This is a genomic window from Arthrobacter sp. Y3221114, assembly GCF_059092625.1.
The window spans coordinates 90,493-113,543 of sequence record NZ_JBNHHW010000009.1 but is presented as its reverse complement, the minus strand read 5'-3'; the positions used below and the strand labels follow the sequence as shown (position 1 = coordinate 113,543).

General features: G+C 68.8%; 20 protein-coding genes and 1 pseudogene. 4 read left to right on the top strand and 17 right to left on the bottom strand.

Annotated elements, in window-relative coordinates; translation table 11 throughout:
- Positions 1-41: 41 nt before the first annotated feature.
- A pseudogene (locus AC5RV3_RS17030) lies at positions 42-1,124 on the top strand (UDP-N-acetylmuramate dehydrogenase); the annotation flags it as partial.
- Between the two features lie 102 nt (positions 1,125-1,226).
- Here AC5RV3_RS17030 and AC5RV3_RS17025 read toward each other — a convergent pair.
- The 11 genes from AC5RV3_RS17025 to AC5RV3_RS16975 all read right to left on the bottom strand — a co-directional run bounded on the left by AC5RV3_RS17025 (position 1,227) and on the right by AC5RV3_RS16975 (position 15,320).
- The gene (locus AC5RV3_RS17025; protein WP_494123096.1) at positions 1,227-2,420 is read right to left on the bottom strand and encodes a carboxylate-amine ligase; all 1,194 of its coding nucleotides are present in this window, start codon (positions 2,418-2,420) and stop codon (positions 1,227-1,229) included.
- A 231-nt stretch (positions 2,421-2,651) separates the two neighbouring features.
- Complete coding sequence (locus AC5RV3_RS17020; protein ID WP_494123095.1) at positions 2,652-3,011, bottom strand: hypothetical protein; 360 nt, start codon at positions 3,009-3,011, stop codon at positions 2,652-2,654.
- A 231-nt stretch (positions 3,012-3,242) separates the two neighbouring features.
- Positions 3,243-5,126: an HNH endonuclease signature motif containing protein gene (locus AC5RV3_RS17015; RefSeq protein WP_494123094.1), complete on the bottom strand. Its 1,884-nt coding sequence runs from the start codon at positions 5,124-5,126 to the stop codon at positions 3,243-3,245.
- Positions 5,127-5,533: 407 nt separating this feature from the next.
- Complete coding sequence (gene asd, locus AC5RV3_RS17010) at positions 5,534-6,679, bottom strand: aspartate-semialdehyde dehydrogenase (protein WP_493989406.1); 1,146 nt, start codon at positions 6,677-6,679, stop codon at positions 5,534-5,536.
- Between the two features lie 208 nt (positions 6,680-6,887).
- Complete coding sequence (locus tag AC5RV3_RS17005) at positions 6,888-7,502, bottom strand: dihydrofolate reductase (protein ID WP_494123093.1); 615 nt, start codon at positions 7,500-7,502, stop codon at positions 6,888-6,890.
- Complete coding sequence (locus AC5RV3_RS17000) at positions 7,499-8,260, bottom strand: thymidylate synthase (protein ID WP_494123147.1); 762 nt, start codon at positions 8,258-8,260, stop codon at positions 7,499-7,501. The genes AC5RV3_RS17005 and AC5RV3_RS17000 overlap by 4 nt, the downstream gene beginning before the upstream one ends.
- A 73-nt stretch (positions 8,261-8,333) precedes the next feature.
- Positions 8,334-10,223, bottom strand: coding sequence for a hypothetical protein (locus AC5RV3_RS16995; RefSeq protein ID WP_494123092.1), 1,890 nt, complete (start codon positions 10,221-10,223; stop codon positions 8,334-8,336).
- 87 nt (positions 10,224-10,310) lie between these two features.
- Positions 10,311-11,270, bottom strand: a complete 960-nt coding sequence (locus AC5RV3_RS16990) for an NUDIX hydrolase (RefSeq protein WP_494123091.1) — start codon at positions 11,268-11,270, stop codon at positions 10,311-10,313.
- Complete coding sequence (locus AC5RV3_RS16985; protein ID WP_494123090.1) at positions 11,270-13,492, bottom strand: RNA degradosome polyphosphate kinase; 2,223 nt, start codon at positions 13,490-13,492, stop codon at positions 11,270-11,272. Before AC5RV3_RS16985 ends, AC5RV3_RS16990 begins: the two co-directional genes overlap by 1 nt.
- A 74-nt stretch (positions 13,493-13,566) precedes the next feature.
- Complete coding sequence (mshD, locus tag AC5RV3_RS16980; protein WP_494123089.1) at positions 13,567-14,547, bottom strand: mycothiol synthase; 981 nt, start codon at positions 14,545-14,547, stop codon at positions 13,567-13,569.
- Positions 14,548-14,615: 68 nt separating this feature from the next.
- Positions 14,616-15,320: a winged helix-turn-helix transcriptional regulator gene (locus AC5RV3_RS16975; protein WP_494123088.1), complete on the bottom strand. Its 705-nt coding sequence runs from the start codon at positions 15,318-15,320 to the stop codon at positions 14,616-14,618.
- A gap of 152 nt (positions 15,321-15,472) precedes the next feature.
- On the opposite strand from AC5RV3_RS16975, the gene AC5RV3_RS16970 reads away from it, so the two are divergent.
- The 3 genes from AC5RV3_RS16970 (at position 15,473) to ygfZ (ending at position 18,154) form a co-directional block, all read left to right on the top strand.
- Positions 15,473-16,225, top strand: coding sequence for a hypothetical protein (locus AC5RV3_RS16970; RefSeq protein WP_494113747.1), 753 nt, complete (start codon positions 15,473-15,475; stop codon positions 16,223-16,225).
- 201 nt (positions 16,226-16,426) lie between these two features.
- Positions 16,427-17,029, top strand: coding sequence for a nitrobindin family protein (locus AC5RV3_RS16965; RefSeq protein ID WP_494113746.1), 603 nt, complete (start codon positions 16,427-16,429; stop codon positions 17,027-17,029).
- Positions 17,030-17,071: 42 nt separating this feature from the next.
- Positions 17,072-18,154 (top strand): CAF17-like 4Fe-4S cluster assembly/insertion protein YgfZ, encoded by a 1,083-nt coding sequence (gene ygfZ / locus AC5RV3_RS16960; RefSeq protein ID WP_494123087.1) that lies wholly within the window; start codon positions 17,072-17,074, stop codon positions 18,152-18,154.
- A 27-nt stretch (positions 18,155-18,181) separates the two neighbouring features.
- Here the strand turns inward: ygfZ and AC5RV3_RS16955 are convergent, their stop codons facing one another.
- From AC5RV3_RS16955 to AC5RV3_RS16930, 6 genes are all read right to left on the bottom strand, one after another.
- Positions 18,182-18,886 carry a GNAT family N-acetyltransferase gene (locus AC5RV3_RS16955; protein WP_494123086.1) on the bottom strand — a complete coding sequence of 235 codons (705 nt, stop codon included), beginning with the start codon at positions 18,884-18,886 and terminating at the stop codon, positions 18,182-18,184.
- Between the two features lie 21 nt (positions 18,887-18,907).
- On the bottom strand, positions 18,908-19,936 hold the full coding sequence (locus AC5RV3_RS16950) for a 6-phosphofructokinase (protein ID WP_494123085.1): 1,029 nt from the start codon (positions 19,934-19,936) through the stop codon (positions 18,908-18,910).
- A gap of 61 nt (positions 19,937-19,997) precedes the next feature.
- Positions 19,998-20,270 (bottom strand): ATP-binding cassette domain-containing protein, encoded by a 273-nt coding sequence (locus tag AC5RV3_RS16945; RefSeq protein ID WP_494123084.1) that lies wholly within the window; start codon positions 20,268-20,270, stop codon positions 19,998-20,000.
- Between the two features lie 284 nt (positions 20,271-20,554).
- A complete protein-coding gene (locus tag AC5RV3_RS16940) occupies positions 20,555-20,800 on the bottom strand; it encodes a PspC domain-containing protein (RefSeq protein WP_493989391.1) in 246 nt (81 codons plus the stop codon).
- A gap of 138 nt (positions 20,801-20,938) precedes the next feature.
- Entirely contained in the window at positions 20,939-21,157 is a 219-nt protein-coding gene (locus AC5RV3_RS16935; RefSeq protein ID WP_494113742.1) for a hypothetical protein, read from the bottom strand.
- On the bottom strand, positions 21,154-22,956 hold the full coding sequence (locus AC5RV3_RS16930) for a PspC domain-containing protein (RefSeq protein WP_494123083.1): 1,803 nt from the start codon (positions 22,954-22,956) through the stop codon (positions 21,154-21,156). The genes AC5RV3_RS16935 and AC5RV3_RS16930 overlap by 4 nt, the downstream gene beginning before the upstream one ends.
- Between the last annotated feature and the right edge of the window lie 95 nt (positions 22,957-23,051).

Genomic DNA, 23,051 nt, shown 5'->3' with positions numbered 1-23,051 from the left:
CACACCGCGCACACCGCGCACACGGCGCTGGAGAGGCCCACACCGTGACCGAAACGATTCTTGCGCCGCTGACTACCGTCGGTGTGGGCGGGCCCGCCCGGCGCTTCATCGAGGCCGGCACGGAGTCCGAGATCATCGAGGCTGTCCGTGCCGCCGATGAGTCCGGAGACCACCTGCTCGTTATTGGCGGCGGATCCAATCTTGTGATTTCCGACGACGGTTACCCCGGCACCGTGGTGGGCATCGCCAACCGCGGCTACAGCGTCCGGGAGCATGACGGCGCCGTCGGGCTGACGGTACAGGCGGGCCAGCCATGGGACGAACTGGTAGCGCTGACGGTCGACAACGGATGGGCCGGGCTGGAAGCCCTCTCCGGCATCCCCGGACTGACAGGGGCAACGCCTGTTCAGAACGTCGGCGCTTACGGGAACGATGTCTCGCAGACCATCGTTCGGGTCCGAACCTGGGATCGGAAGACTGGGTCTGTCCAGGAATTCGCGAACCTTGACCTCAACTTCGGCTACCGGGATTCGATCCTGAAACAGAGCACGTCCAATGGATCTCCACGCTTCGTCGTGCTGGAAGTCGAGTTCCGCTTAGCCCTCAGCCGCCAGAGCCATCCGGTCCGTTACGCCGAGTTGGCACGCGTGCTTGGTGTTGACGTCGGAGGCGTGGCCAAAGCCGCCGACGTTCGCCGTGAGGTGCTTCGGCTCCGCGCTTCCAAGGGCATGGTCCACGATTTAGCCGACCGGGATACGTTCAGCACCGGCTCGTTCTTCACGAACCCCATAGTCGACATGGACATCGCGGAGAAACTGCCGGCGAACGCGCCACGCTGGCCCGCCGAGGACAAGGCCAAGCTGAGTGCTGCCTGGCTGATTGACCACGCAGGCTTCTCAAAGGGCTTTGGACTTTCCGGAACGTCGAACGGTCCCCTCAGCGGCTACGAGGTGGCGGGCGGCCGCGCCTCCCTGTCCACCAAACACACGCTGGCGATCACCAATCGCGGCGGTGCCAGCGCCGAGGACATCCTGGCGATTGCACGGGCAGTCCGGGACGGAGTTGAACGGTCCTTCGGCATCCGGCTTCAGCCCGAGCCGCTTCTGATTGGCTGCAGTCTGTAGCTGCAGGCCCCCTGTCCGCCTGGCCTCCTGTCTGCCTGATTTAGTCCACGAGCGCCCGGGGGCCCGGACCGGGTGCCCGGTGCCGGCAGGAGTGCGCGCGCCCTATGAATGCCCGAGCATCTCGGACATGAGGTTGTGGTCCGCTGGCGCAGGTTCCTGCCCCGTGAGGTGGGTGAAGTAGGCCGCTGTGCCTGCTAAGGCCACCAGACCTCCGCGTTCGAAGGCTTCGCGCTGCAGTTGGGAGCCCGTTCCCCGGGCCAGGACCTGCTGGGACAGGAGCATGATGCTGGTCTCGTCCCCGGCGTCGGCAAGGGCCTCCCGGGTGTGCTCGAAGAGCATCGCGATCACAGCGCCGGCCGGGCAAGGAACGCCGGTGAGGGGATGCAGGAGATTGCCGGCGATGCCCCAGCGGCTGGCTTGCCAGGCGGCCAGCCGGAGTATCGACGCCGGAACCGGTGCAGGGGGCAGCCCGGACCTCCACTCTCTCGCTGCCGTCTCCACCAGGGCCCTCGACAAACCGGCGATCAACACGGTGTCGGCGGCCTGAAGGCAGACATCGGCGACCCGGATCTCGACCGTCGGGTGCTTGTGGGACAGCCGTGCGTCGAGATAAAGCATGGCGTGATCGAGTACGACGCCGCTGTCCAGGGCCTGCCTGAGCGAGCGGTGATAGGCGGCCGCCGAGCCGAATACTTCCGTTGGTCCGGTGCCCGGCCAGCGCAGCCAAGCCTGGGTTCTGTAACCGGCGTACCCCGTGTCGCGGCCGTGCCAGAACGGGGAGTTGCTGCTGAGGGCGGCGAGGACGGGAAGCCAAATCCGGATGCGGTCCAGCACAGCCACCCCTTCCTCCTCGGAATCCACACTGACGTGGACGTGGCAACTGGAAGTCAAGGATTCTTCGGCGGTCAGCCCGAACTGTGCCCTCAGCGTCTGGACGCGGGCATCAGGCGCTGGATGCGGTGCGGCCGGGGACGGCGATGTGGCCAGCGCGACGGCCCTGGCTCCGGAGGCGCGGGCACAGGCGTCGGCCAAGGCTCTTCCGGCCAAAATTTCCGCTGCCAGATCGGACAAGGTGGAGCGCGGCGGGCCGATAACCTCGATCTGTTCCTGTTGTAGTTCGGTCGCGAGCGTCGGGCCGGTGGAGGGAGCGGCAGCGGCGGCGCCCGTATGTCCGGGTTCCTGGCCTTCTGCCGTAGTGCGGCGGTACCGGTCCATCACGGCTGCAGCGCGCGGCACCGACAGACCGGTGGCGGGGTCGACCAGCAGTAACTCCTCTTCGACACCGAATGTGCGCATGCAACCACCTTTCGCAGGGTCTCTCGCCGTGGAAACGGCCGGGATGTCTCTGCAAGCCCGGCCCCACCAAAAGAGTACGGGCGGGAACCATGGTGGTCCACAGCGGCAACCGTCACGGCCCCACCGTGCTACCTACCGACCATCAACAGCGATAACCCTGCGGCGGGCGTCCAGGCCGCGTCGTGGGGGAAGGCCTCGAACATTCGGAGTTGCGGTCCGGCGCGGTTGCCCCTATGGCAGGTCTTCCCGGGTGATCGCCGCCCCAGTCTGCCGGGCGTCGACTTCCGGAGCCCCTGCTGGCCGTGGAGTGCGCTGTTGTTCCATGCGGCCCTTGGAACGTGCGGCGAGTTCGTCATGCCGGATCATGAACCGGATGATGCTCGGGCGAAGCGCACGGAGATTGACCAGACCGCTGCCGCAAAGCCAGCAGACCAGGCGGTAGCTGTGGTTCACCTGAACCAACCGGTCCGTGCCGTGGTCCATTAGCCAATCGGGCGACAAGAACTCATGCATCGGTGGCAGCAGATATTCGGCAGGCAGTAGCCGTGCGAAGGAACCTCGCGGCTCAAAGCACCGTTCCAACTGGAGCATCATCCACCATTCTTCGGAGAGGTAGGCAGGACCACAGGTTTCCAGAAAGCACCGCAAGTGAGCCTCCAACCTGAGTGAACGGTCGGCTCGAATCGGTCTTACCTGACGTTGTTGGGCGAAGAAATCCCGGAGCGCGTCGTCAATTCTTGCCTTGGGCCTCGCGTATCTTGTCACTGTCGGTCCTCTTGATGTGTGTTTCGCTTCCGATCGGTTAGATCGATGACCGGGTTGCTAAAACGGCGGCGCGGCGTCGTCCCATGGACCGTCCGTGACTCCGTCGCCGCCCCTGTCGCCTGGGGGACTGTTGGCTCCGTCGTCCGGGCTTTCTGTGGCATCTCCTTCGCTCGGCGCCGAGGGGAGCGTGAGTGCCCAGCCGTCGTCGGGGGTGGTGCTGTGGGTGTGTCCAGAGCGGGTGGTGAAGTGGAGGGTGCCGTCCGGGTCTTGGGTGACGGCGGTGCCGGCGTGGTGTTTGGTTTTATGGTCGGGTTTGCATCTGGCGCTGAGGTTTTCGGGAACGGTTTTGCCGCCGTCTTCCCAAGCGATCGTGTGGTCGATGTCGCAGTGGTCGGCGGGGACGGTGCAGCCGTAGTCGCGGCAGTGGCGGTCGCGCAGCCGGACGAGGCGTTTGAGCCATTCGGGCGGGTGGCGCAGGTCTTTCGCGGCGGCGGCTGCCTTGCCGTAATCGTCGGTGAGCACGATCAGCCAGGACTTGGCCAGCGCCGCAAGGTCCCGGGTCATGCCCGGCGGGATGGCCCCGTAGCCAGTAAGTTCACCGGGTTCTTCGGAGAGCCGCAGCAAGGTTGCAAGGGGCGCAGTCACAGCGACGGACGCGGTCACGTTCCCGCCCCCGCAGGTACAGGGCCCCTGCCTTGCGGTCCCGGTCTCTCTGGCCACTCGGGCGGCGCCTGGCGCTGTCCCGAATTCGGCCGCCGTTCCGGAATCGGTGGCCAATCCCGGGCCGGTTGCCGCTTGGTTGGCGACTGCTTCGCCGTTGGCGGCTGCTTCGCCGTTGGCGGTTGTTTCGCCGTTGGCGGTTCCGGTGGTTTTGGTGTCGGTGGCGGGCTGGTAGGCGTGGTCGGGGTAGCGGAGAAGCATGTCGGTGAAGACGTCGGCGCGGAGTTGGCCCAGGGTGCGGGTTTCGTCGACGGTCTGCAGTTTGCGGGCGTGGGCCTGCATCAGGTTGTAGGCGAGCAGGGCTTTGTCGGCGCTGGTGCGGATGTAGAGCTCGGCCATCCCGTCGTCCTGGGGCAGGTACTGGACGGTGCGGCGTTCCATCGCTGCCTGGTGCCGGGTTTCGAGGGGTTCGGGGTGCAGCCGGTCGCGGGCGGTGCGGGCCCGGGCCTGGACGGATTCGAGGGTGATGGTCCCGGCGCCGGGAACGACCTTGGCTTCGTACCCTGCCAAGACCTCGGGCGGCAGGCCGGCGCCTTTGCGGGCGATGGCGGTGGCGCGGTCCAGGTCGAGGTCGCCGTGGTCGAGGGCGGCGAGGGTGGCGGGCAGGCAGGTGGCGATCTGGTGGGCGTCGGCCAGTTCCGCTGCCGCGCGTTGGCAGGGCACGGCCAGGATGGGCGCGAGCTCGTGGGCGGCGTGCCGGCAAATCCCGTCCGGTGCCCCGGCGTCGGCGCCGGTGGCCGGGCGGAGCACCGCCAGGCGGTGCACGGCCCGCAACCGGCGGGACTGGGTCCAGGCCTCGTGTTTGCGCACGGCCTGGAGGTAGTCGAGGGTCGACCAGTCGTCCAGGGTTCCCGGGTCGGTGCCCGCGAGCAGGCCGGCCAGTTCCGCCGGTCCCAGTTCCTGCCAATCCTCCGCCCACCCCTGCCGATCCGGTACCGCAACCGCGGCGGCGACCGGAGAGTTTGTAAGCGCCGCGTCGCCCGTTCCCGGCCGCCCGGTGTCCGCGCAGACGGGTTCCTCAACGTCGTCGGCGGCGCCGTGCGTGGCAGCACCGTGGCCTGAGCCACCGGGCGAAGGGGCACTGACGGGAGAGCTGGAGATCACGTTCTCTGGCGGCCCCAGGGGCTTGTCGAAGTCGTCGGCGGTACCGTCGTCGGGCAGGGCAGGAATGCCGGAGTGTTCCTCCGGCTCCTGCGCCTCGTCCAACGGTTCCGCTGCCATACTTCAACGCTACGCAGCCGAAGCCCGGGGTAGAACGGACATTCGACGAAAGTGCATAACCTGCCGTCGTCCCTTGCCTGTGGAGGAAGAGTCGCCAGGCGAACGGTTCGATGCGGAGCCGTTTAAGGCCTGTGGAGGACAAGTCGCGTGCAGTGTCGGTGATGCGGAGGGCTCAGGAGAAAGGTCGGCGTAGCAGGACTTTCATGGGCGGCGCTGTGCCGAAGGAAGAGATCATCCCAGCCGACAGCAGGAGCCCGCCCCATAGGGGCGGGCTCCACGTGGCACCAAGCTTCAAAGTACCGGGCTCCACAGCACCGGGCTTCTCACACGTTCGGACTCACGGCCTCACGTCACCGCGGCTCCGGGCGCTCAAAGGCCCTCGCCGGCACTCCTGCCGGCAGCAGGTTCTAGAGGTTGCCGGTGGCGATGCGCAGCATGCGGCGCAGCGGTTCTGCGGCACCCCACAAGAGCTGGTCGCCCACGGTGAAGGCGCTGATGTACTCGGGCCCCATTTCCAGCTTGCGGATACGGCCTACCGGGATCTCGAGCGTGCCGCTGGCCGCCACGGGCGTCAGGTGTTCCATGGTGGCTTCCTTGGTGTTGGGAACCACGCGGGACCACTCGTTGTCGGCGTCAATGATCCGTTCGATTTCGGCCACCGGCAGGTCCTCGGTGAGCTTCAAGGTCAGGGCCTGCGAGTGCGACCGCATGGCGCCGATGCGGACACACAGGCCGTCGAACGGGATGCGCTTGTCGTCGCTCAGCCCCAGGATCTTGTTGGTCTCGGCCGGGGCTTTCCATTCTTCCTTGGACTGCCCGTTGCCCAGGTCCTTGTCGATCCACGGGATAACGGAACCGGCCAGCGGAACGCCGAACTGGGAGGAATCCAGTTCGGGGCTGCGCTGCTGGGCCAGGATCTTGCGGTCGATTTCCAAGATGGCAGAGGAGGGCTGAGCCAGTTCATCGGCCACCGCGGCGTTCAGCGTGCCGAACTGGTTCAGCAGCTCGCGCATGTGCCGGGCGCCGCCGCCGGAGGCCGCCTGGTAGGTCATGGACGTGCCCCACTCGACGAGGCCGTTCTTGAACAGGCCGCCCAGGCCCATGAGCATGCAGGAGACGGTGCAGTTGCCGCCGATGAATTCCTTCACGCCCCGCGCCAAACCAGCGTCGATCACATCGCGGTTCACCGGATCCAGCACAATGATGGAGCTGTCCTGCATCCGCAGGGTGGATGCCGCATCAATCCACAGGCCGTCCCAGCCGGCGTCGCGCAGCTTCGGATAGACCTCGGCGGTGTAGTCGCCGCCCTGGGCGGTCACGATGATCGGCAGCTTTGCCAGCGTCTCGATGTCGTACGCGTCCTGCAGTTTGCCGGCACCCGCAGCGAAGGCCGGGGCGTCGCCGCCGGCGTTCGACGTGGAGAAAAACACTGGGTTGATGAGGTCGAAGTCGCCTTCGTCCTGCATGCGCTGCATGAGGACGGAGCCGACCATGCCGCGCCAACCGATCAGGCCGACGGACTGGGCAGATGAAGTGGCTGCAGGGGAAGTCATGCATTCCATTTTACGGACGGGGTCAATTTAAGCGCTGCGAGTTACACGAGGTGGGTGCTGCGGGTTAGAAAGCGCGGGCGCTGGGAGTTACACAGCGCGAGTGGAACGCTGGCGTCACACGTACGACGACGGTGCCCGCCGCCGGCGATTCCCCGGCCAGGCCTTTCGCCGCTCCGGCCGCTACACGTCGGGCCTTATCCGGCCGCGCCTACTCCTGGCCGCGGACCCAGAGCGAGATGCGGTAGCGGGTGCCGTTGGCCGCGGTGTGCCAGTCCTCGGTGGGGGTGACGCCGTCGAACTTCCAGTCCGGGCCGAGCTGCGGGGCGTGCGTGTCGCCGTCCGTCTCCATGTCGATGACCGTCACCGAGGCCGCATTGGCATGCTGCTTGGCGAGGTTGAAGATCTCGCCGCCGCCCAGAAACCAGATTTCGTCGCTGCCCGGGCTGGCCGCCGCCTCCGCCAGGGCGTCTTCGATGGTTTCGACGACGACGGCGCCCTCCGCGGCCAGCTGCGCGCGCAGTTCGAGCCGCCGGCTGACCACGATGTTGGTGCGCCCGGGCAGTGGCCGGTACTTGTCCGGGAAGGACTCCCAGGTCTTGCGTCCCATGATTACGGGATGGTTCAGGGTGGTTCGCTTGAAGTGCGCCAGGTCCTCGGGCAGGTGCCAGGGCATGCCGCCGTCGCGGCCGATGACGCCGTTGCTGGTTTGTGCCCAGATCATGCCGACCACCGGCGCGGCGAACTGTCCGGACTGTCCGGCTCCGAGCACGGCTTCGGCGACGCTGTCCGGGTACGGACGCGCGGCAAGGTGGTCGGCGCTCATACGGCCACCGGTGCCTTAATGGCCGGATGGTGCTGGTAGTCGACCACCTCGAAATCTTCCAGCGAGTAGTCGAAAATGCTCTCCGGCTTCCGCAGGATGTTGAGCGTGGGGTAAGGATACGGGGCGCGCGACAGCTGCTCGCGGACCTGGTCCACGTGGTCGTCGTAGACGTGCACGTCTCCGCCGGTCCACACGAATTCGCCCGGCTCCAGGCCCACCTGCTGGGCCAGCATCAGGGTCAGCAGCGCGTAGGAAGCGATGTTGAAGGGCACGCCGAGGAACATGTCGGCGCTGCGCTGGTACAGCTGGCAGGAGAGCTTGCCGTCCGCCACATAGAACTGGAAGAACGCGTGGCACGGCGGCAAGGCCATGTTCTTGATCTCCGCCACGTTCCACGCGGACACGATGTGCCGGCGCGAATCCGGATTGTTCTTCAGGTCTTCGACCAGTTGGGCGATCTGGTCGATGTGCCCGCCGTCTGGCGTGGGCCAGGACCGCCACTGCACCCCGTAGACCGGGCCGAGCTCGCCGTCGGCGTCCGCCCATTCGTTCCAGATTTTCACGCCGCGTTCCTGCAGCCATTTCACGTTCGAGTCGCCGCGCAGGAACCACAGCAGCTCCAGCGCCACGGACTTGAAGTGCACGCGCTTGGTGGTGATCAGCGGGAACCCCTGGGCCAGGTCATAGCGGAGCTGGCGGCCGAAGACGCTGCGGGTGCCGGTGCCGGTGCGGTCGGATTTGGCCGTGCCGTGGGCCATGACGTCGCGCAGCAGGTCCTCGTACGGGGTGGGAATCGCGTTCACAGCGTCCAGTCTAGTTGAGGTGCCTGGCTCAGCCGGGCGGCGGCAGGGCGCGGCGGCTCACGGCCGGTGCGGCTTCCTGCGGACTGGACCGGCCGTTGCCGTGGCGGCCGTTCCCGTGCCGGCCGTGGGGCGGCGGCACCCTTTGGCCGATGTGGGCGGCGACGGACCGGTGCGGGCGAGACGGGCCGGGCAGCAGCGCCAGCACGATCGCGGCCAGGTACAGTACGGCGGCGGTGATCCGCAACGCGGTATGCGCGCCGGGGGAGAGCTGGTGCAGGTGCAGTACGACACCGCCGTCGAGGAACCAACCCCACGCCGCCGGATGCGAGGTGAGCAGCTGGGCAGTCAGGGCAGTCAGCCCGGCGGCGGTCATCCGGGCCAGCCGAAAGGCCGAGACCCGGCGCAGCAGGTTGTCCGCCTCCGGAGTTGCCTTGAGCAGCGGCGGGCGGCGGTGTACCAGCAGGAGGGCGGCGGCACCGAGCAGGGGGAGCGCCAGCCCGACGACGGCGAAGGCGGCCAGCAGGTCCGGCACGCGGCCGGGCGCAGCCAGGTTGAACCCGACAACAGCCGCCAGCAGCACCGCCCCGGCGGCCACGGCGGTGAGCATCGGCCGCGCCACCAGGCGCACGGTGGGCCACGGCTTGGCGGTTGGAACGGGCCGGACCGCGGGGCCGTGCCCGGCGATGGACGGGGCGGCGGGCCTGGTGTGGCCGCGCCACAGCCGGATCTCTCCGGCGGCAATGGCGCCGAGGAACAGGGCGGCCGGAACGGCTATCGCCAGTGGCAGCAAGGGCAGCGGCGAAGCGGGGGAAACGGCGGGTGCGCCGTCGACCACGGTCACGGGCGCGGCGAAGCTGGCCCAGCTCCCGAAGAGCAGCAGCGCCAGCACCGTCACGATGGTCCCGGCGGTGCGCGCCGTCGTCGTGATGTCCAGGCCCGCGGCGAAGCTGCCGCGGTATATGACAGGCGGGGAGGAAGCATCCCCCGGGGGTCCGGCCTTTGACAGGAGCGGCGGCCGCCAGAGGGCCATGGCGATCATCAGCGCGACGGTCGCTCCGCCGGCAAGCTGCTGGACGGGTTCCCATTCCGTCGCGGCGGGTCCGTCGGGGGATAGGTGGGGCCCTTGCACGTTGGCGAAGCTGACCGCCATGGTGCCGAGCGAGGCGAAAAGCAAGGTAGCGGTGCGGAACAAGCGGTTGATCAGGATCCGTCTCAGGATGGCGTTGTCCTCGCGGCTGAGCGGGTCCAGGGAGCGTCGGCGCACGATGACCGCAGTCGCTGCGGCGACGCCGGCGGCGAGGGTGAGGATGCCGGTCAGCAGGATCGGGGCGAAGTAGCCGCCGGATTGCCGGCCGGTGAAGTCCCCGGAAATTTCGACGGCGTCGAAGGTTCGGGTGCCGCTGAAGCCTTCGATGCCCGGCAGCTCCCGGGTGGCCGCCGCCGCCGCCACGGCCAGCACCGCCGTCGCGGCCATCACCGTGAGCAGCCCCCGCGGGAGGTAGTCGCGGATGCGCCGGGCGGTGATGTCGGCCCGGCGGACGCTGCCGCGGGGCCTCGGCCACGTGTATTGGCCGATGATGTAGATCCCGGGCAGGCTGACCAGCGGCACCAGGAGGATCAGCAGCCCGGCCAGCCAGGACGGTTGCGGGGCGTGGCCCGGGGCGTAGTAGTACGCAGGGATGCGCCCGACCTCCGACGCCGCGGACAGGCCACTGGCGAAGAACGCCACGAGCGCGGTCCAGAACGCGTGCATCCGGGCCGCGTCACGCGCGGAAGCATCGGATGCGCCCGAAGCCCTGGACGGGCCGGTGGCCGGAGCGCGGGCGGCATCGCTGCGGCCCGCGATGAACCGCAACACCGCGTAGATGATGACGGCGCCGATCAGCAACCCGGTAATGGTGCTGGTGAGCGAGTCCACGTTCCCCCTCGTGCTGCATCAATGGATCAACTATTGATACAAACAATCAGGCGGTCAAGAGGCTGTCGCTGTGCCCGTGACGGCGCTTCAGTCGTCGTAGGCCTCGAGGATTTCGAGCGCGACGATCCGCCCGCGCCGGTGCTTGGCGATGTGGCAGACCAGCACGGCTCCCGGCCGCAGGTAGGGGTCGTCCGTGGGCAGCTGCGCGGCGAGCTCGGGATCCATCCGGTCCGCCAGCACGTTGAACAGGTTCGGCAACACCGGCCGGTGGCTGCAGACGGCGGTGGGCTTGCCCTTGTCGAGCATCTGGACAAGGGCGGCCCGGGCCTTCTTCGGGTTGCGCTCGTTGTTGTGCTCGGTGATGGCTTCCACGGTCCGCAGCTTGGTCTGGGTGTGCAGCACGTACGGGGTGACGGTCTGCACGCAGCGCAGCCAGGGGCTCGAGACGATCCGCTTGGGTTTCCACGCGGACAGCATCCGGCACACCGCCAGCGCCTGCCGCCGCCCCGTGGCCACCAGCGGGCGCTCGCCCTCGGCTTGCGACCAGGCGGACCGCGGTTTGGCCTTGGCATGGCGGACGACGACGAACGGATAGGTATCGAGTTCGTCCCGCCGGTGCGCGGCCTCCAACGCGTCCAGCGGCTCCACGTCGGAACGGTTGGTCAGGAGTTCGCGGGCCCGGGCGGGCGGACACCACAGCACGCGGTCCACCTCGTCGCCGTCGGGCACGGGGTCCTGTTTCTCCAGCTTGGCGGCCCAGTACACAACCTGCTTGAGTCCGGCGCTGACGCGGTACCGGATGGTGGGCAGCGGGATGCCCAGCCGCACCTGGACGCCGATTTCCTCGTGGACCTCGCGGACGGCGCACTCGGGTGTGGTTTCGCCCCTGTCCAGCTTGCCCTTGGGCCAGGACCAGTCGTCATAGCGCGGCCGGTGGATCAGCAGCACTTCCAGCCGGCCCTGGCGGACGCGCCAGCACAAGGCACCGGCGGCGGTGATCTTGACGCCCGGGGGAGCGCCGGCGTCGCTGGTCTTGCTCTGCGTCATCAGCGGCGGGTGGCGGTGCGCTGGCGGGAACGGGAGGCGAGCAGCCAGGACTGGATATCGGACAGCGGGTTGCCGTCGTCGTCCTTGTGGTGCCTGGTCCACGTGCCGTCGCTGTCCAGGTGCCAGCTGGCGGTGGCGGGGTCCATGTAGCGGTCCATCAGGGCCAGCAGGTCGTTGATGTCCTCGCGGGAGTTCAGTTGCACCAGCGCCTCCACGCGGCGGTCAAGGTTGCGGTGCATCATGTCGGCGGAACCGATGTAGACCACCGGCTCGCCGCCGTTGGCAAAACCGAACACGCGTGAATGTTCCAGGAACCGGCCGAGGACGGAACGGACACGGATGTTCTCGCTCAGCCCCGGAACGCCCGGGCGCACGGCGCAGATCCCGCGGACAATCACGTCCACCCTCACGCCGGCCTGCGAGGCGCGGTAGAGCGAGTCGATGACGGCCTCGTCCACCATCGAGTTCACCTTGATCACCACGCGGGCGGCGCGGCCGGCCTTGCTGTTGGCAATTTCCTTCTCGATCCGGTCGATCAGTCCGGAGCGCACCGACCGCGGGGCCACCAGCAGGCGCTTGAACGTGGACTTCGGGGCGTAGCCGGAGAGCTGGTTGAACAGCTTGGACAGGTCCTCGCCCACCTGGTAGTTCGACGTCAGCAGGCCAAGGTCCTCGTAATAGCGTGCGGTGCGCGGGTGGTAGTTGCCGGTGCCGATGTGGCAGTAGCGGCGCAGCCCGTCACCTTCCTGGCGGACCACCAGCGAGAGCTTGCAGTGGGTCTTCAGGCCCACGATGCCGTAGACCACGTGGACGCCGGCCTGTTCCAGCTTCCGCGCCCAGTCGATGTTGGCCTGCTCGTCGAACCGGGCCTTGATCTCCACCAGCGCCAGCACCTGCTTGCCCGCTTCGGCGGCGTCGATCAACGCGTCCACGATCGGCGAATCACCCGAGGTCCGGTACAGCGTCTGCTTGATCGCCTGCACCTTCGGGTCGGTGGCGGCCTGCTCCAGGAAGGCCTGCACGGAGGTGGAGAACGAGTCGTACGGATGGTGCAGCAGAATGTCGCGCCGGCGCATGGCCGCGAAGACGTTCGCGGCCTTGGACGTTTCGCTTTCGTTCAGGTGGCGGCTGGTGTGCGCCAGCTGCTTGGGGTATTTCATGTCCGGCCGGTCGATCTGGTAGATCGCCTCCACGCCGCGGAGGTCCAGCGGCGCTGGCAGCGCGTACACCTCGGATTCATCGACGCCGAGTTCGCGCACCAGCAGCTCGCGCACGCTGGGGTTGATGTCCGTGGCCACTTCCAGCCGCACGGGGGGTCCGAACCGGCGGCGCAGCAGTTCCTTTTCCAGCGCCTGGAGCAGGTTCTCGGCGTCGTCCTCTTCGACTTCCAGGTCTTCGTTGCGGGTCACCCGGAAGGTGTGGTGTTCCAGCACCTCCATGCCCTGGAAGAGCAGGTCCAGGTGCTGGGCGATGACGTCTTCCAGCGTGATGAAGCGGGCCGTGCGGCCGGGGACCGAGCCGGCGCGGGGGCCGTCCACGGGGATCAGCCGCGAGAGCTGGTCCGGGACCTTGAGGCGGGCAAAGAGCTCCTTCTCGCTCACCGGGTTGCGCACGACCACGGCCAGGTTCAGGGAGAGCCCGGAGATGTACGGGAAGGGGTGGGCCGGGTCCACGGCCAGCGGCGTCAGGATCGGGAACACCCGCTCCCGGAACATCACGGAGAGTTCGGTGCGCGCCGCCTCATCCAACTCATCCCAGCGCACGATGTGGATGTGCTCGTAGGCCAGCGCCGGGCGGATCTGCTCGGCGAAAATCCGGGCATGGCGCTGCTGCAGCTTGTGCGCGGCGATCTTGATCTGCTCCAGCTGCTCGCTTGGGGAGAGCCCGGCGGCGGACGGCACCGCCAGCCCGGTGGCGATCCGGCGCTTCAAGCCTGCCACGCGGACCATGAAGAACTCGTCCAGGTTGGAGGCGAAGATGGACAGGAAGTTCAGCCGCTCCAGCAGGTAGAGGTCTTCGTCCTCGGCCAGTTCCAAGACCCGTGCGTTGAAGTCCAGCCAGCTGATTTCCCGGTCCAGGAAGCGTTCCAGGGTGAAGTCCCCGTCGGGCGCGAGCGAGGGGGCGAACTCCGGAATGTCGATGCGGTCCTGGGTGGCGCGGGCAGGAACCATCTCGGAGGACCCTAGGCGGGGAATGGCTGCGACTTCGGGTTCGATGACCATGCTCTCTCCTGCGGCGTTGGGGCGGGCCGGACATGCCTCATCGTAGAGGCGCCAGATAGCTATAAGGTTACCGACTATTGCGCGCCGGCCTGCCCCTGCGGTGCGTACATCACATCCGTATCCCAGCGGGTGAAACCAAGCCTGCGGTAGAGCCCCACGGCGGGCTCGTTGTCCGCGTCGACGTAGAGCATGATGGCGTGCTCGCCGGCGTCCTGCAGGTGCTTGATGCCGGCGATGGTCAGCGCCTTGCCCAGCCCGGTGCCCTGCGCCTGCGGCGTCACGCCCACGACGTAGACTTCGCCGATGGACGGGTGGCTGCCCGAGCGCGGGTGCACCTTGGTCCAGTGGAACCCCAGCAGGCCGCCGCCATCCTCGCGCTCGGCCAACAGGAAGCCGGCCGGATCGAACCAGTCCTCGGCCATCCGGGCCTGCAGGTCGGCGAGCGTCATGGCGCCCTGTTCGGGGTGGTCGGCGAAGGCTGCGGCGTTGGCGGCAAGCCATGCCTCCTCGTCCCGGCCGGGCACGAAGGAACGGATGGCGACGCCGGGCGGCAGTTCGGCGGCGGGCAAACCCGTCGGGTGGGTCAGGCGCATCCGCCACAACTCGCGGACCGGGGCGAAACCGAAGCGCGCGGCCAGCCGACCCGCGGCCTCATGGCCGCCGTGCGACCAGGCCTTCAGGTTGGGCAATTCGGTGTGGTGCTGAACGGCCTCGACCAGCCGGGTCCCGACGCCTTCGCCGCGGTAGGAAGGGTGCACCACCAGTTCCAGCACGCTTTCGGCGCCGGGTGCGGTGGCCAGGCTGACGACGGCGACGCCCGCCAGCGCGGTCGCGGTGGCGGGATCCGAGCGCTCCTCGCCGGCATACGTCGCCAGCACCATCACGTCGGCCGACTCGGGGGAACGCAGATTCACCCAGGTCTGTTCGGAGAGCGGGGGATTGCCGTCGGACTCTTCGGCGGCGGCGGTCAGCGCCTTGATGTCCGCGAGGGTCTCGGCGTCGGGGGCGCCCTTGATGGTCAGCACGGGCCAGAGGTCCGAATCCGATGCAGTCATGAGCACAGACTATCCGAGCAGCCTCTTGGCGCGGGAGGGCGCTGCGGTTCAGTGATTCGCCGTCTCCGTCAGCCGCTGACGTCGCTGGGTTCTTCTTCCGCCTCGCGCACCAGGGTGAAGCGGTAGCCGACGTTGCGGACCGTGCCGATTAGTTGCTCGTGGTCCGGGCCCAGCTTGGCCCGCAGCCGCCGGACATGCACGTCCACCGTGCGCGTGCCGCCGTAGTAGTCGTATCCCCAGACCTCGTGCAGCAGCTGGTCGCGGGTGAACACCCGGCCCGGGTGCTGGGCCAGGTACTTGAGCAGTTCGAATTCCTTGTAGGTCAGGTTCAGCGGCTGTCCGCCGACGCGCGCGCTGTAGCTGGCCTCGTCGATCACCACGCCGGAAGCGTGGATCTCCGTCCCGGTGTCCTCTTCGCCGGCATGGGCGCGGGCGATCACCAGCCGCAGCCGCGCCTCGACTTCGGCCGGTCCGGCGGTCACCAGCACCACGTCATCGGCAAGCCAGTTGGCGCTGACGGCGGCCATGCCGCCTTCGGTGAGCACCAGCATCAGCGGTGCCCCCAGCCCGGTGGCCTTCAGCAGCTGGGTGAGCGAGCGCGCCGCGGCCAGGTCCTTGCGGGCGTCCACCATGACCACGTCGGCCGGGTCGGTTTCCAGCAGGGCGGTCGGTTCGGCCGGCAGGATGTGGACCTTATGGTTCAACAGCTCGAGGGCGGGCAGGACGTCGATCGACGAGCCGGAACTGTTGGTCAACAGCAGAATGTGCGGCATGGTTCCTCCAGGGGGTTTTCGCGGCGCACATCATCGGGCTGGGCCCGGTAGGTCCTCAAACGCAGGCGCACCCTGCCGGACGGTGGCATAAGTATAGCGCCGCGCCCTGCGGCGCCGCGGTTTCTCGCCCCGCCCCTGCGTCATAGGGCAGTATGACTAGCGTGAAAACGTGGATCGTCGCCGCAGCCGCTGCCGCCGTACTGTGCGCCGTCATCGGTGCCTCCTACCTGTCCCTCCCGGTGCTGACGGCAGTGGTGTGCGTCGCCGCGGTGGTGATCGGGATCGGCTGGCCGGTGCTGCTGGGCGTGCCGGCCAAAAAGACCCTCGCCGCCGTCATCTCCTTGGCAGGAATTGCGACGGCGGTGCTTGCCGGCCTCGCGCCCGCCGGCATGCCGCTGCTGTGGATGGCGGTGGTGATCGCGCTCGGCGTGATGGCCGTCTTCCTGATCCAGCTGCTCCGCGGCACCGGCCAGCCCCGGCGGCTCGAATCGACCTTCGGCGCCAGTGCCGGCCTGGTGCTCACCTCGCTGGGCGCCGGCTGGGTCGCTGCCGACCGGCTCTCGGCCAATTCCAACAACGGCGGCATGATGCTGGTGACCGGGATCAGCATGCTGGTGGCCATCGGCGTCTGCCTGCTGCCCTGGCCAGACCGGATCGTGGCGCCGCTGGGCGTGGTCCTGGCCCCGCTCGCGGGGGCGTTGGCCGCACCCTTGTTCTCCACCGTCCCGATGCTGCCCGCCGCGGCCGTGGGAGCCGCCGCCGGCATCATCCTGGTCAGTTTCCGCCGGCTCGTCCTGGCCGACGGCGGTCCCACCCGGCTGCTGGCGATGCTCGCCGTCGGCGCCGCTCCGGTCATGGCCGCCGGATCGCTGGTCTACTTCCTGGAGCGGATGCTGCTGCGCTGAATGAGCGAGGTCACAGCGCGGGCGGCGTCTCGAACAGGCATCCTGCGGTCCGGGCCGTTACTATGGAGCCATGTCGTATCTCGGTCTTGAAATTTTCTACCTGTCCCTGCTGGTCCTCGCCGGCCTTGGCATCGCGGCCGTCGCCTCGCTGGTGGTTTACCGCCTGTTCAAGGGCCAGAAGTAAGCGACCCACGCTTAACAATGCCGATTGAACTCCCGACGGAGCTGACCCCGGAGCTGGTGCCGCTGTCCTGGCTGCTGGGCACCTGGGAAGGTGCCGGCCGCTTGGGCGCGGGCGAGGAGGGGGACGAACATTTCGTCCAAAAGGCCACGTTCACGCAGAACGGCCTGCCCTACCTGCAGTACACCGCCGAAAGCTGGCTGACCGACGAGGAGGGCAACCGGTTGCGCCCGCTGTCTGTGGAAACCGGCTTCTGGGCGCTGGACCGCAAGCTCAACGACGCCGACGTCGGCCCGGGCCTGGTCCCCGCCGAAATCGTGCCGGCCTTGAGGTCCGCGGACGAGGTCGAAGAGCTGCGCAACGCCGACGGCGGGTTCGACATCACCGCGACCATCGTTCATCCGGGCGGCATCTCCGAGCTCTACTACGGGCAGATCAAGGGCCCGCGCGTGCAGCTGAGCACCGACATGGTGATGCGCGGCTCGCAGTCCAAGGACTACAGCGCGGCCACCCGCATCTTCGGCCTGGTCAACAACGATCTTTACTGGCGCTGGGACGTGGCCGAGGCGAAGGGCAAGGACCTGGCCCCGCACGCTTCGGCGATCCTCGCCAAGCGCGCCTAGCCGGCCGGGAATTTGGCGCGGCCGCCAGGAGTTGACGCCGGTATGACCTACCGCAGCCCTTTGCTCCTGCAGCACGGCGCCGTCGAAGCCTCCGGGGCCGACGCCGGCGTCGCCGCCCACTACTCAGACCCGCTGCGCGAACAGCGCGCGCTGGCCCGCGGCGAGGCCGTCGCGGACCTTTCGCACCGCGGGGTGGTGACGGTGGCCGGCGAAGACCGGTTGAGCTGGCTGAACACGCTCTCGTCGCAGCTGCTGTTGAATCTGCGCCCGGGGCAGTCCAGCGAAGCGCTGCTGCTCACGGTGCAGGGCCGGATCGAATACGACGCCCGCATCGTCGACGACGGCGAACGCACCTGGCTGATCGTCGAATCCTTCGAGGCGGCGCCGCTGGCCGCATGGCTGGACAGAATGAAGTTCATGCTGCGGGTAGAGGTTGCCGATGTCTCCGCCGACTGGGCCGTGGTGGGGTCGGTCAGGCCGGTCCCGGCCTTCGAGGGCAGCCTCGTGTGGCAGGACCCGTGGCCGCAGATCGGTTCCGGCGGCTATGCCTACACCGGGATCGAGGAACCAAAGCACCCCGGCCTGGAACGGTCCTGGTACGAATACCTGCTGCCGGCGGCCGAACTGGAAACGGCCGTCTCCGGGCTGCAGTTGGCCGGCGTCTGGGCGGCCGAGGCGCTGCGGATCGCCGCCTGGCGGCCGCGCGTCGGGGCGGAGACCGACGAGAAGACCATCCCGCACGAACTGGACCTGATCCGGACCGCCGTGCACCTGGAGAAGGGCTGCTACAAGGGCCAGGAAACGATCGCCCGCGTGCACAACCTGGGCCGGCCGCCGCGCCGGTTGGTGTTCCTGCAGCTGGACGGCTCGCAGCACACGCTGCCGGTTCCGGGCAGCGACGTGATGCTGGGCGACAAACGCGTCGGCGCGGTCACCTCCGCGGCGCAACACTACGAGATGGGACCGATCGCGCTGGCCGTAGTCAAGCGCTCGGTCGATCCGCAGGCGCAGTTGACGGTGCTGGACGCCGGCGAGAGCTACGACGCCGCCCAGGAAGTCATTGTCACTCCCGACGCCGGCCAGGTGGTCGGTCGGCAGACCGGGTTCCTGCGCCCGCCGCGCTGAGCCAGGTTGCAGCCCGGGCCGCCGGGGTCAGGTCCGCTTCTGCAGGATCACCGATGTTTGGGTGCCCGCGTCCCAGAATCCCAGGCTCGCGGCCAGCGCGCGGGAGGCCCTGTTCTCTTCGTGCGAGCGCCACTGCGGAATGAGTCCGGAGGAGAGCGCCTCGTGGCCCGCGATCGCGGCGATCAACGCGCCGGCTCCGCGGCGCCGGTAGGCGGGGGCGGTCAGGACGCCCACGTGGCCGAGGATCTGCTGCCACTCCTGGTAGCCCGCACCCGCCATCGGGGTGCTCGCGTCCAGCAGCACGAACGACTTGTCCATGCCGGCCAGCGCCGCTTCGTGCTTGTCATCGGGCGGGCACATGTCTTCCAGGCGGGCGACGTCGCTGCCCGCGGTTGAAACCAATGCCTCCCGTTCCGGCTGCACCACCGGAAGGTCTTCGGCGTAGGACAGCACGGCCTTGCCCAGCCCGTGCCCGCCGTGCTCCCGGCTCAACTGCATCAGCGTCTGGTGTTCGGCCAGGTCGTCGTCCGAGTACCGGGCTGCCGCCGCAACGGCCCATTCCGGCCCGACCAGCGCCGACCGGCCGAACAACCGCACGAAGGTGAGCGTCCCGGCGTCCTCGTTAATCCGAGTCAGCCGATCGCCGGCAGAGGCGAAGGCGCTGTCGGAAAATCCGAGCAAGCGCGCCCACGCCAGCAGCACAATGTCAGCCGTCCCTGCGTCCAATCGCATACCATTCACACTACTGAACGCTCAGCCGAAGAGAACCCTTGCCTCGTCGTAACGATGCTGCGGGACGGTCTTTAAGTTGTTCAGCGCCGACTCGAAGCCCACGTGCACAACGTCGGTGCCTTTCAGGGCCACCATGCTGCCCCATCGTTTCTCCACCACCGAATCCACCGCCGCCATGCCCAACCGAGTGGCCAGCACGCGGTCGTAGCCGGAGGGGACCCCGCCGCGCTGGATGTGCCCCAGCGTGGTGGCTCGGGTTTCGATCCCGGTGCGTGTTTCCAGCTCGGGGGCCAGCCGTTCGCCGATGCCGCCTAGCCTCGGCCGCCCGAAGCTGTCCACCCCGCGCTCCGCATGCGGGCCCAGTTCGCCGTCGGGCACCCAGCCTTCGGCCACCACCACCAGCGGTGCGCGGCCGCGCTTCTGCGCGTGCAGCACCCAGTCGGACACCTGGTCCATGGTCACACGCTGCTCGGGGATCAGGATGGCGTGCGCGCCGGTGGCCATGCCCGCGTGCAGCGCGATCCAGCCCACGTTGCGGCCCATCACCTCGGCGATCATGCAGCGGTGGTGCGATTCGCCCGTGGTGCGCAGCCGGTCGATCGCCTCGGTGGCAATCTGCACCGCGGTGTCGAAACCGAAGGTGTAGTCAGTGGCTTCCAGGTCGTTGTCGATGGTCTTGGGCACGCCGACGATCTTCAGCCCGGCCTGGGTGAGCCGGTAGGCGCCGGCCAAGGTGCCCTCGCCGCCGATCACGATCACCGCGTGCACGCCCAGCCGGTCCAGCGTCTGCTGGATCTTCTCCGGCCCGCCGTTCGGTCCGTCGAACGGGTTGGTGCGCGAGGTGCCCAGGATCGTGCCGCCCTGCTTGGAAATGCCCCGCACCTGGTGCCGCGGCAGTTCCATGATGTCGCCCTCCACCACGCCGCGCCAGCCGTCGCGGAAGCCCACGAACTCGTGCCCGTGCGCCGTGATGCCCTTGAGCACGATGCCGCGGATCACCGCATTCAGGCCGGGGCAATCCCCGCCGCTGGTCATGATTCCAATCCTCATGGGTACTCCTTCTCGGGTGCTGGCCGGTCGGCGCGAGCACCCCATTGAGCCCGCCTCGATTCTATGCAGGAACCCCGGCCGGAGTCATTCCGGCGGGGAGCGGCGGCCTTGCTGTCGACCGGCCCGGCCCGCGGGACGGCGGCTCAAGCGGGCAGATGCGGGCACGGAACGCCGGCGCCGCCCGGTACGGGTCGACGCCGAGCACGGTGGCGCGGCCAGAGCTTGGCTTCCGGTGGCCCTCCATCATTTCGATGGTGGTGGACTTGCCGGCGCCGTTGGGTCCGAGCAGCGCGTACGTTTCGCCCGTGCGGATCCGCAGGGTGATGCCGTCCACGGGGCGGAAGATACCGCCCCGGGACGGCGGTACTCCTTCACCAACCGGTCGAGGACGACGGCGGTGCCCGGCCCGGCAGGATCGGCGCCGATGGGAGTGGGTTCGGCAGGTTCCGGCACGGAAGGCCCGAGTACGGCGGGATGTCCGGGGGCGGCGTGCCCCTGGCGTCCCGTGCGGCGCGGGCGGTGGCTGGTGTTCTCATGCTTCCAGCATGCCCGGGCGGCGTGCGTTGCCGGCACGTCCGTCCTGCCGATCCCGCTGTCCTCCGTGCGGTGGACAGCGGGTCAGGACTTGCTGGCGAGCAACTTCTCCAGCGCGATGCTGCCGTCGTACTTCGGCAGCAGCAGCCACAACACCAGGTAGGTGCCGACGCCGACGCCGGGGAACAGGAAGACCAGCAGGGTGGCTATCCGCACCCACGTCACGTCCCAGCCGAATTTTGCGGCGATGCCGCCGCAAATGCCGGCTACCCAGCGGTCGGGGCCGCGGCGGACGGGGCTGGAGCGGAGCACTCGGTAAAAGGTATCCATGGAACCATGCTTTCGTGTTCGGGAGCTGTTGTCACTGGCGGACCGTCGTCGGCGGCCCGCGCGGGTGGCGCGGGCCGCCGGGTTGTCGATCCTTGGCTGCCGGTGCTTGGCCGGCGATGATTGGCTGTCGGTCCTGGGCTAGCGGTCCCGGTTGCGGGTGGCGCTCAGGACGCCGGCGACCACCAGGGCGATCCCGGAGCCGATCAACAGGGCGATCATGACGTAGGCCCAGTTGAAGCTGATGTCCCACCAGGTTCCGGCGAGCACCAGCAGGCCGACGGCCACGGCGATCAGCCCCCAGATGATGGTGCCTGCGCGGGGACGGCGATCCTGGTCGTGGTTCAGTTGGCTGCTCATCGGATTTCCTCCAGTTCGCTGACGGTCATGATGTCGACGTTGCTGGCCACGCCCCGGACGGCCAGGATGATCTCCGGCGCCCCGCCGTCGTCGTTGATGATGTAGCTTCCCGGCTGCCAGACGCCGGACTGCCGTCCGCTGTCCGCGCCGGTGACGTATTCGACGTTGCCCAGCGCCATCTGCGTTTCCACCTTCACCGGGACGTCGTCGGGGATGATGACGGTGAGGGAGGAGGCCACGGCGTTGACCGGGACGACGGCGGGGCCGCCGAAACGGGAACCGGAGACGGCCCGCAGGTCCACGGTGCCGTCGCCCGCCACTACGCTGTAGCCGTCACCCTGGGCCGGCGCCGTGGCCGAGGTCCAGGTGCGGCTGGAGGCGATGGCGAAGTTGGAGGCGGTCCACTGCGTTCCCGCGGAGAAGGCCAGCGCCAGGACCAGACCCACGGCAGCCAGGAAACCGAGGACGCCGGAGGTGCGGCCGACGGCGCCCATCACGACGACGCCGCTGCCGATCACGATCAGCGCCGCGGCGATCGCGGTCGGTACGACGTTCCGGCCCAGGTCAATGAACTCCAGCGCGTTGAGTCCCAGGACCACGCCGGCGGCCAGCATGGCCGCGCCCAGAGTCAGGGCGATGGCCGCGCCCGAGGGACCGCGGGGGGCGGGTTTGTACGGCCGAGGCGCGGGCTGGGGATACGGGCGCGGCTGCGGGTAGGCCTGCCGCGGCGGGCCCGGGGGGCCGCCGCGGCCCGCGTCGCCGTACCCGGCCGCGGACGCCGGCATCGAACCGTAGGCGGCGCCGGCGGTGTGGGCCGGGCCGGCATGGCTGCCCGGGGCCGGTGCCGCGGGTGCGGCGAAGCCGGGGGAGCCGGCGGCAGTCTTGTTGCGCGTGGCGAGCCAGTAGATGAAGAACCCCACCGCCCCGAGCCAGAGGACGGCCCAGAGGAAGCCGCCGAAGCCCCAGCCGCCGTCGTTGTCGAACCCGAATATCCAGCTGAACGGGCGGCTGAACACGCCCAGGGCCGTGAAGATCACCGCGCCGGTCATGCCTGCCGTCCAGTTGCTGCGGCCGGCTTCTTCCGCATGGATCCGGCCGTCCGGCTCGGGCAGCAGGGCCCAGGCCACGCCGTAGAGCAGCACGCCGATGCCGCCGAAGACGGCCAGCAGGATGAACAGGCCGCGGACCAGGATAGGGTCCAGCCCGATCCGGTGCGCGACGCCGGAGGCTACGCCGCCGATCCAGCGGTCCTGCCCGCGGGCAACGCCCAGGTTGCGGAACCAGGTGAAGAACGCGTTGCTCTGCGCCGGGAAGCCGCCGCCGGTCGGCGGCGGGTAAGCGCCGGCGCTGTCCGACGGAGGCGGCGGGAAGCCCCCGCCGCCTCCGTCGCGGCCGGGGTGACCGGGCCCGTCGCCCCCGGCCGCGTCGGCATGGGCCGCATCGGTGTAGCCCGCGCCCAGCGGCATGGTGGGGTTGGTGCGCGGGAGGATGGGTTCGGTCGGATTGGCAGGCCCGTCGTCGTAGCGTGCCGCGTCGTCGGGCCGCGGGGCATCCGCGGGCTGTGCCCCGGCCCCATACCGCGAAGCGTCGTCGGGCCGCGGGGCAGCGCCGTCGTCGGCGCGGTCATCGGTCCCTGCGTCCCCTGCTTCGCCGGTTTCCGGCTGGACGGTCTCGCGCTCGCCGGGAGCCGGTGACTGGTTCGCTGCCGGGGCGGATTCCTGTGCGGCCGGTTGCTGGTCCGGTTCGTCTGTTCGGTCGGTGCCGTCGTTATCCGAGGGAATCGGTGCGTGTGAGGTCATGGTTTGATCATTCCAACCGGCAGCCGTCTCCTCTATGGGGTGCCACCCTGACCCTTCCCTGACCGGTTGGCCGGGGTTCCCCTGAATAAGCCCCC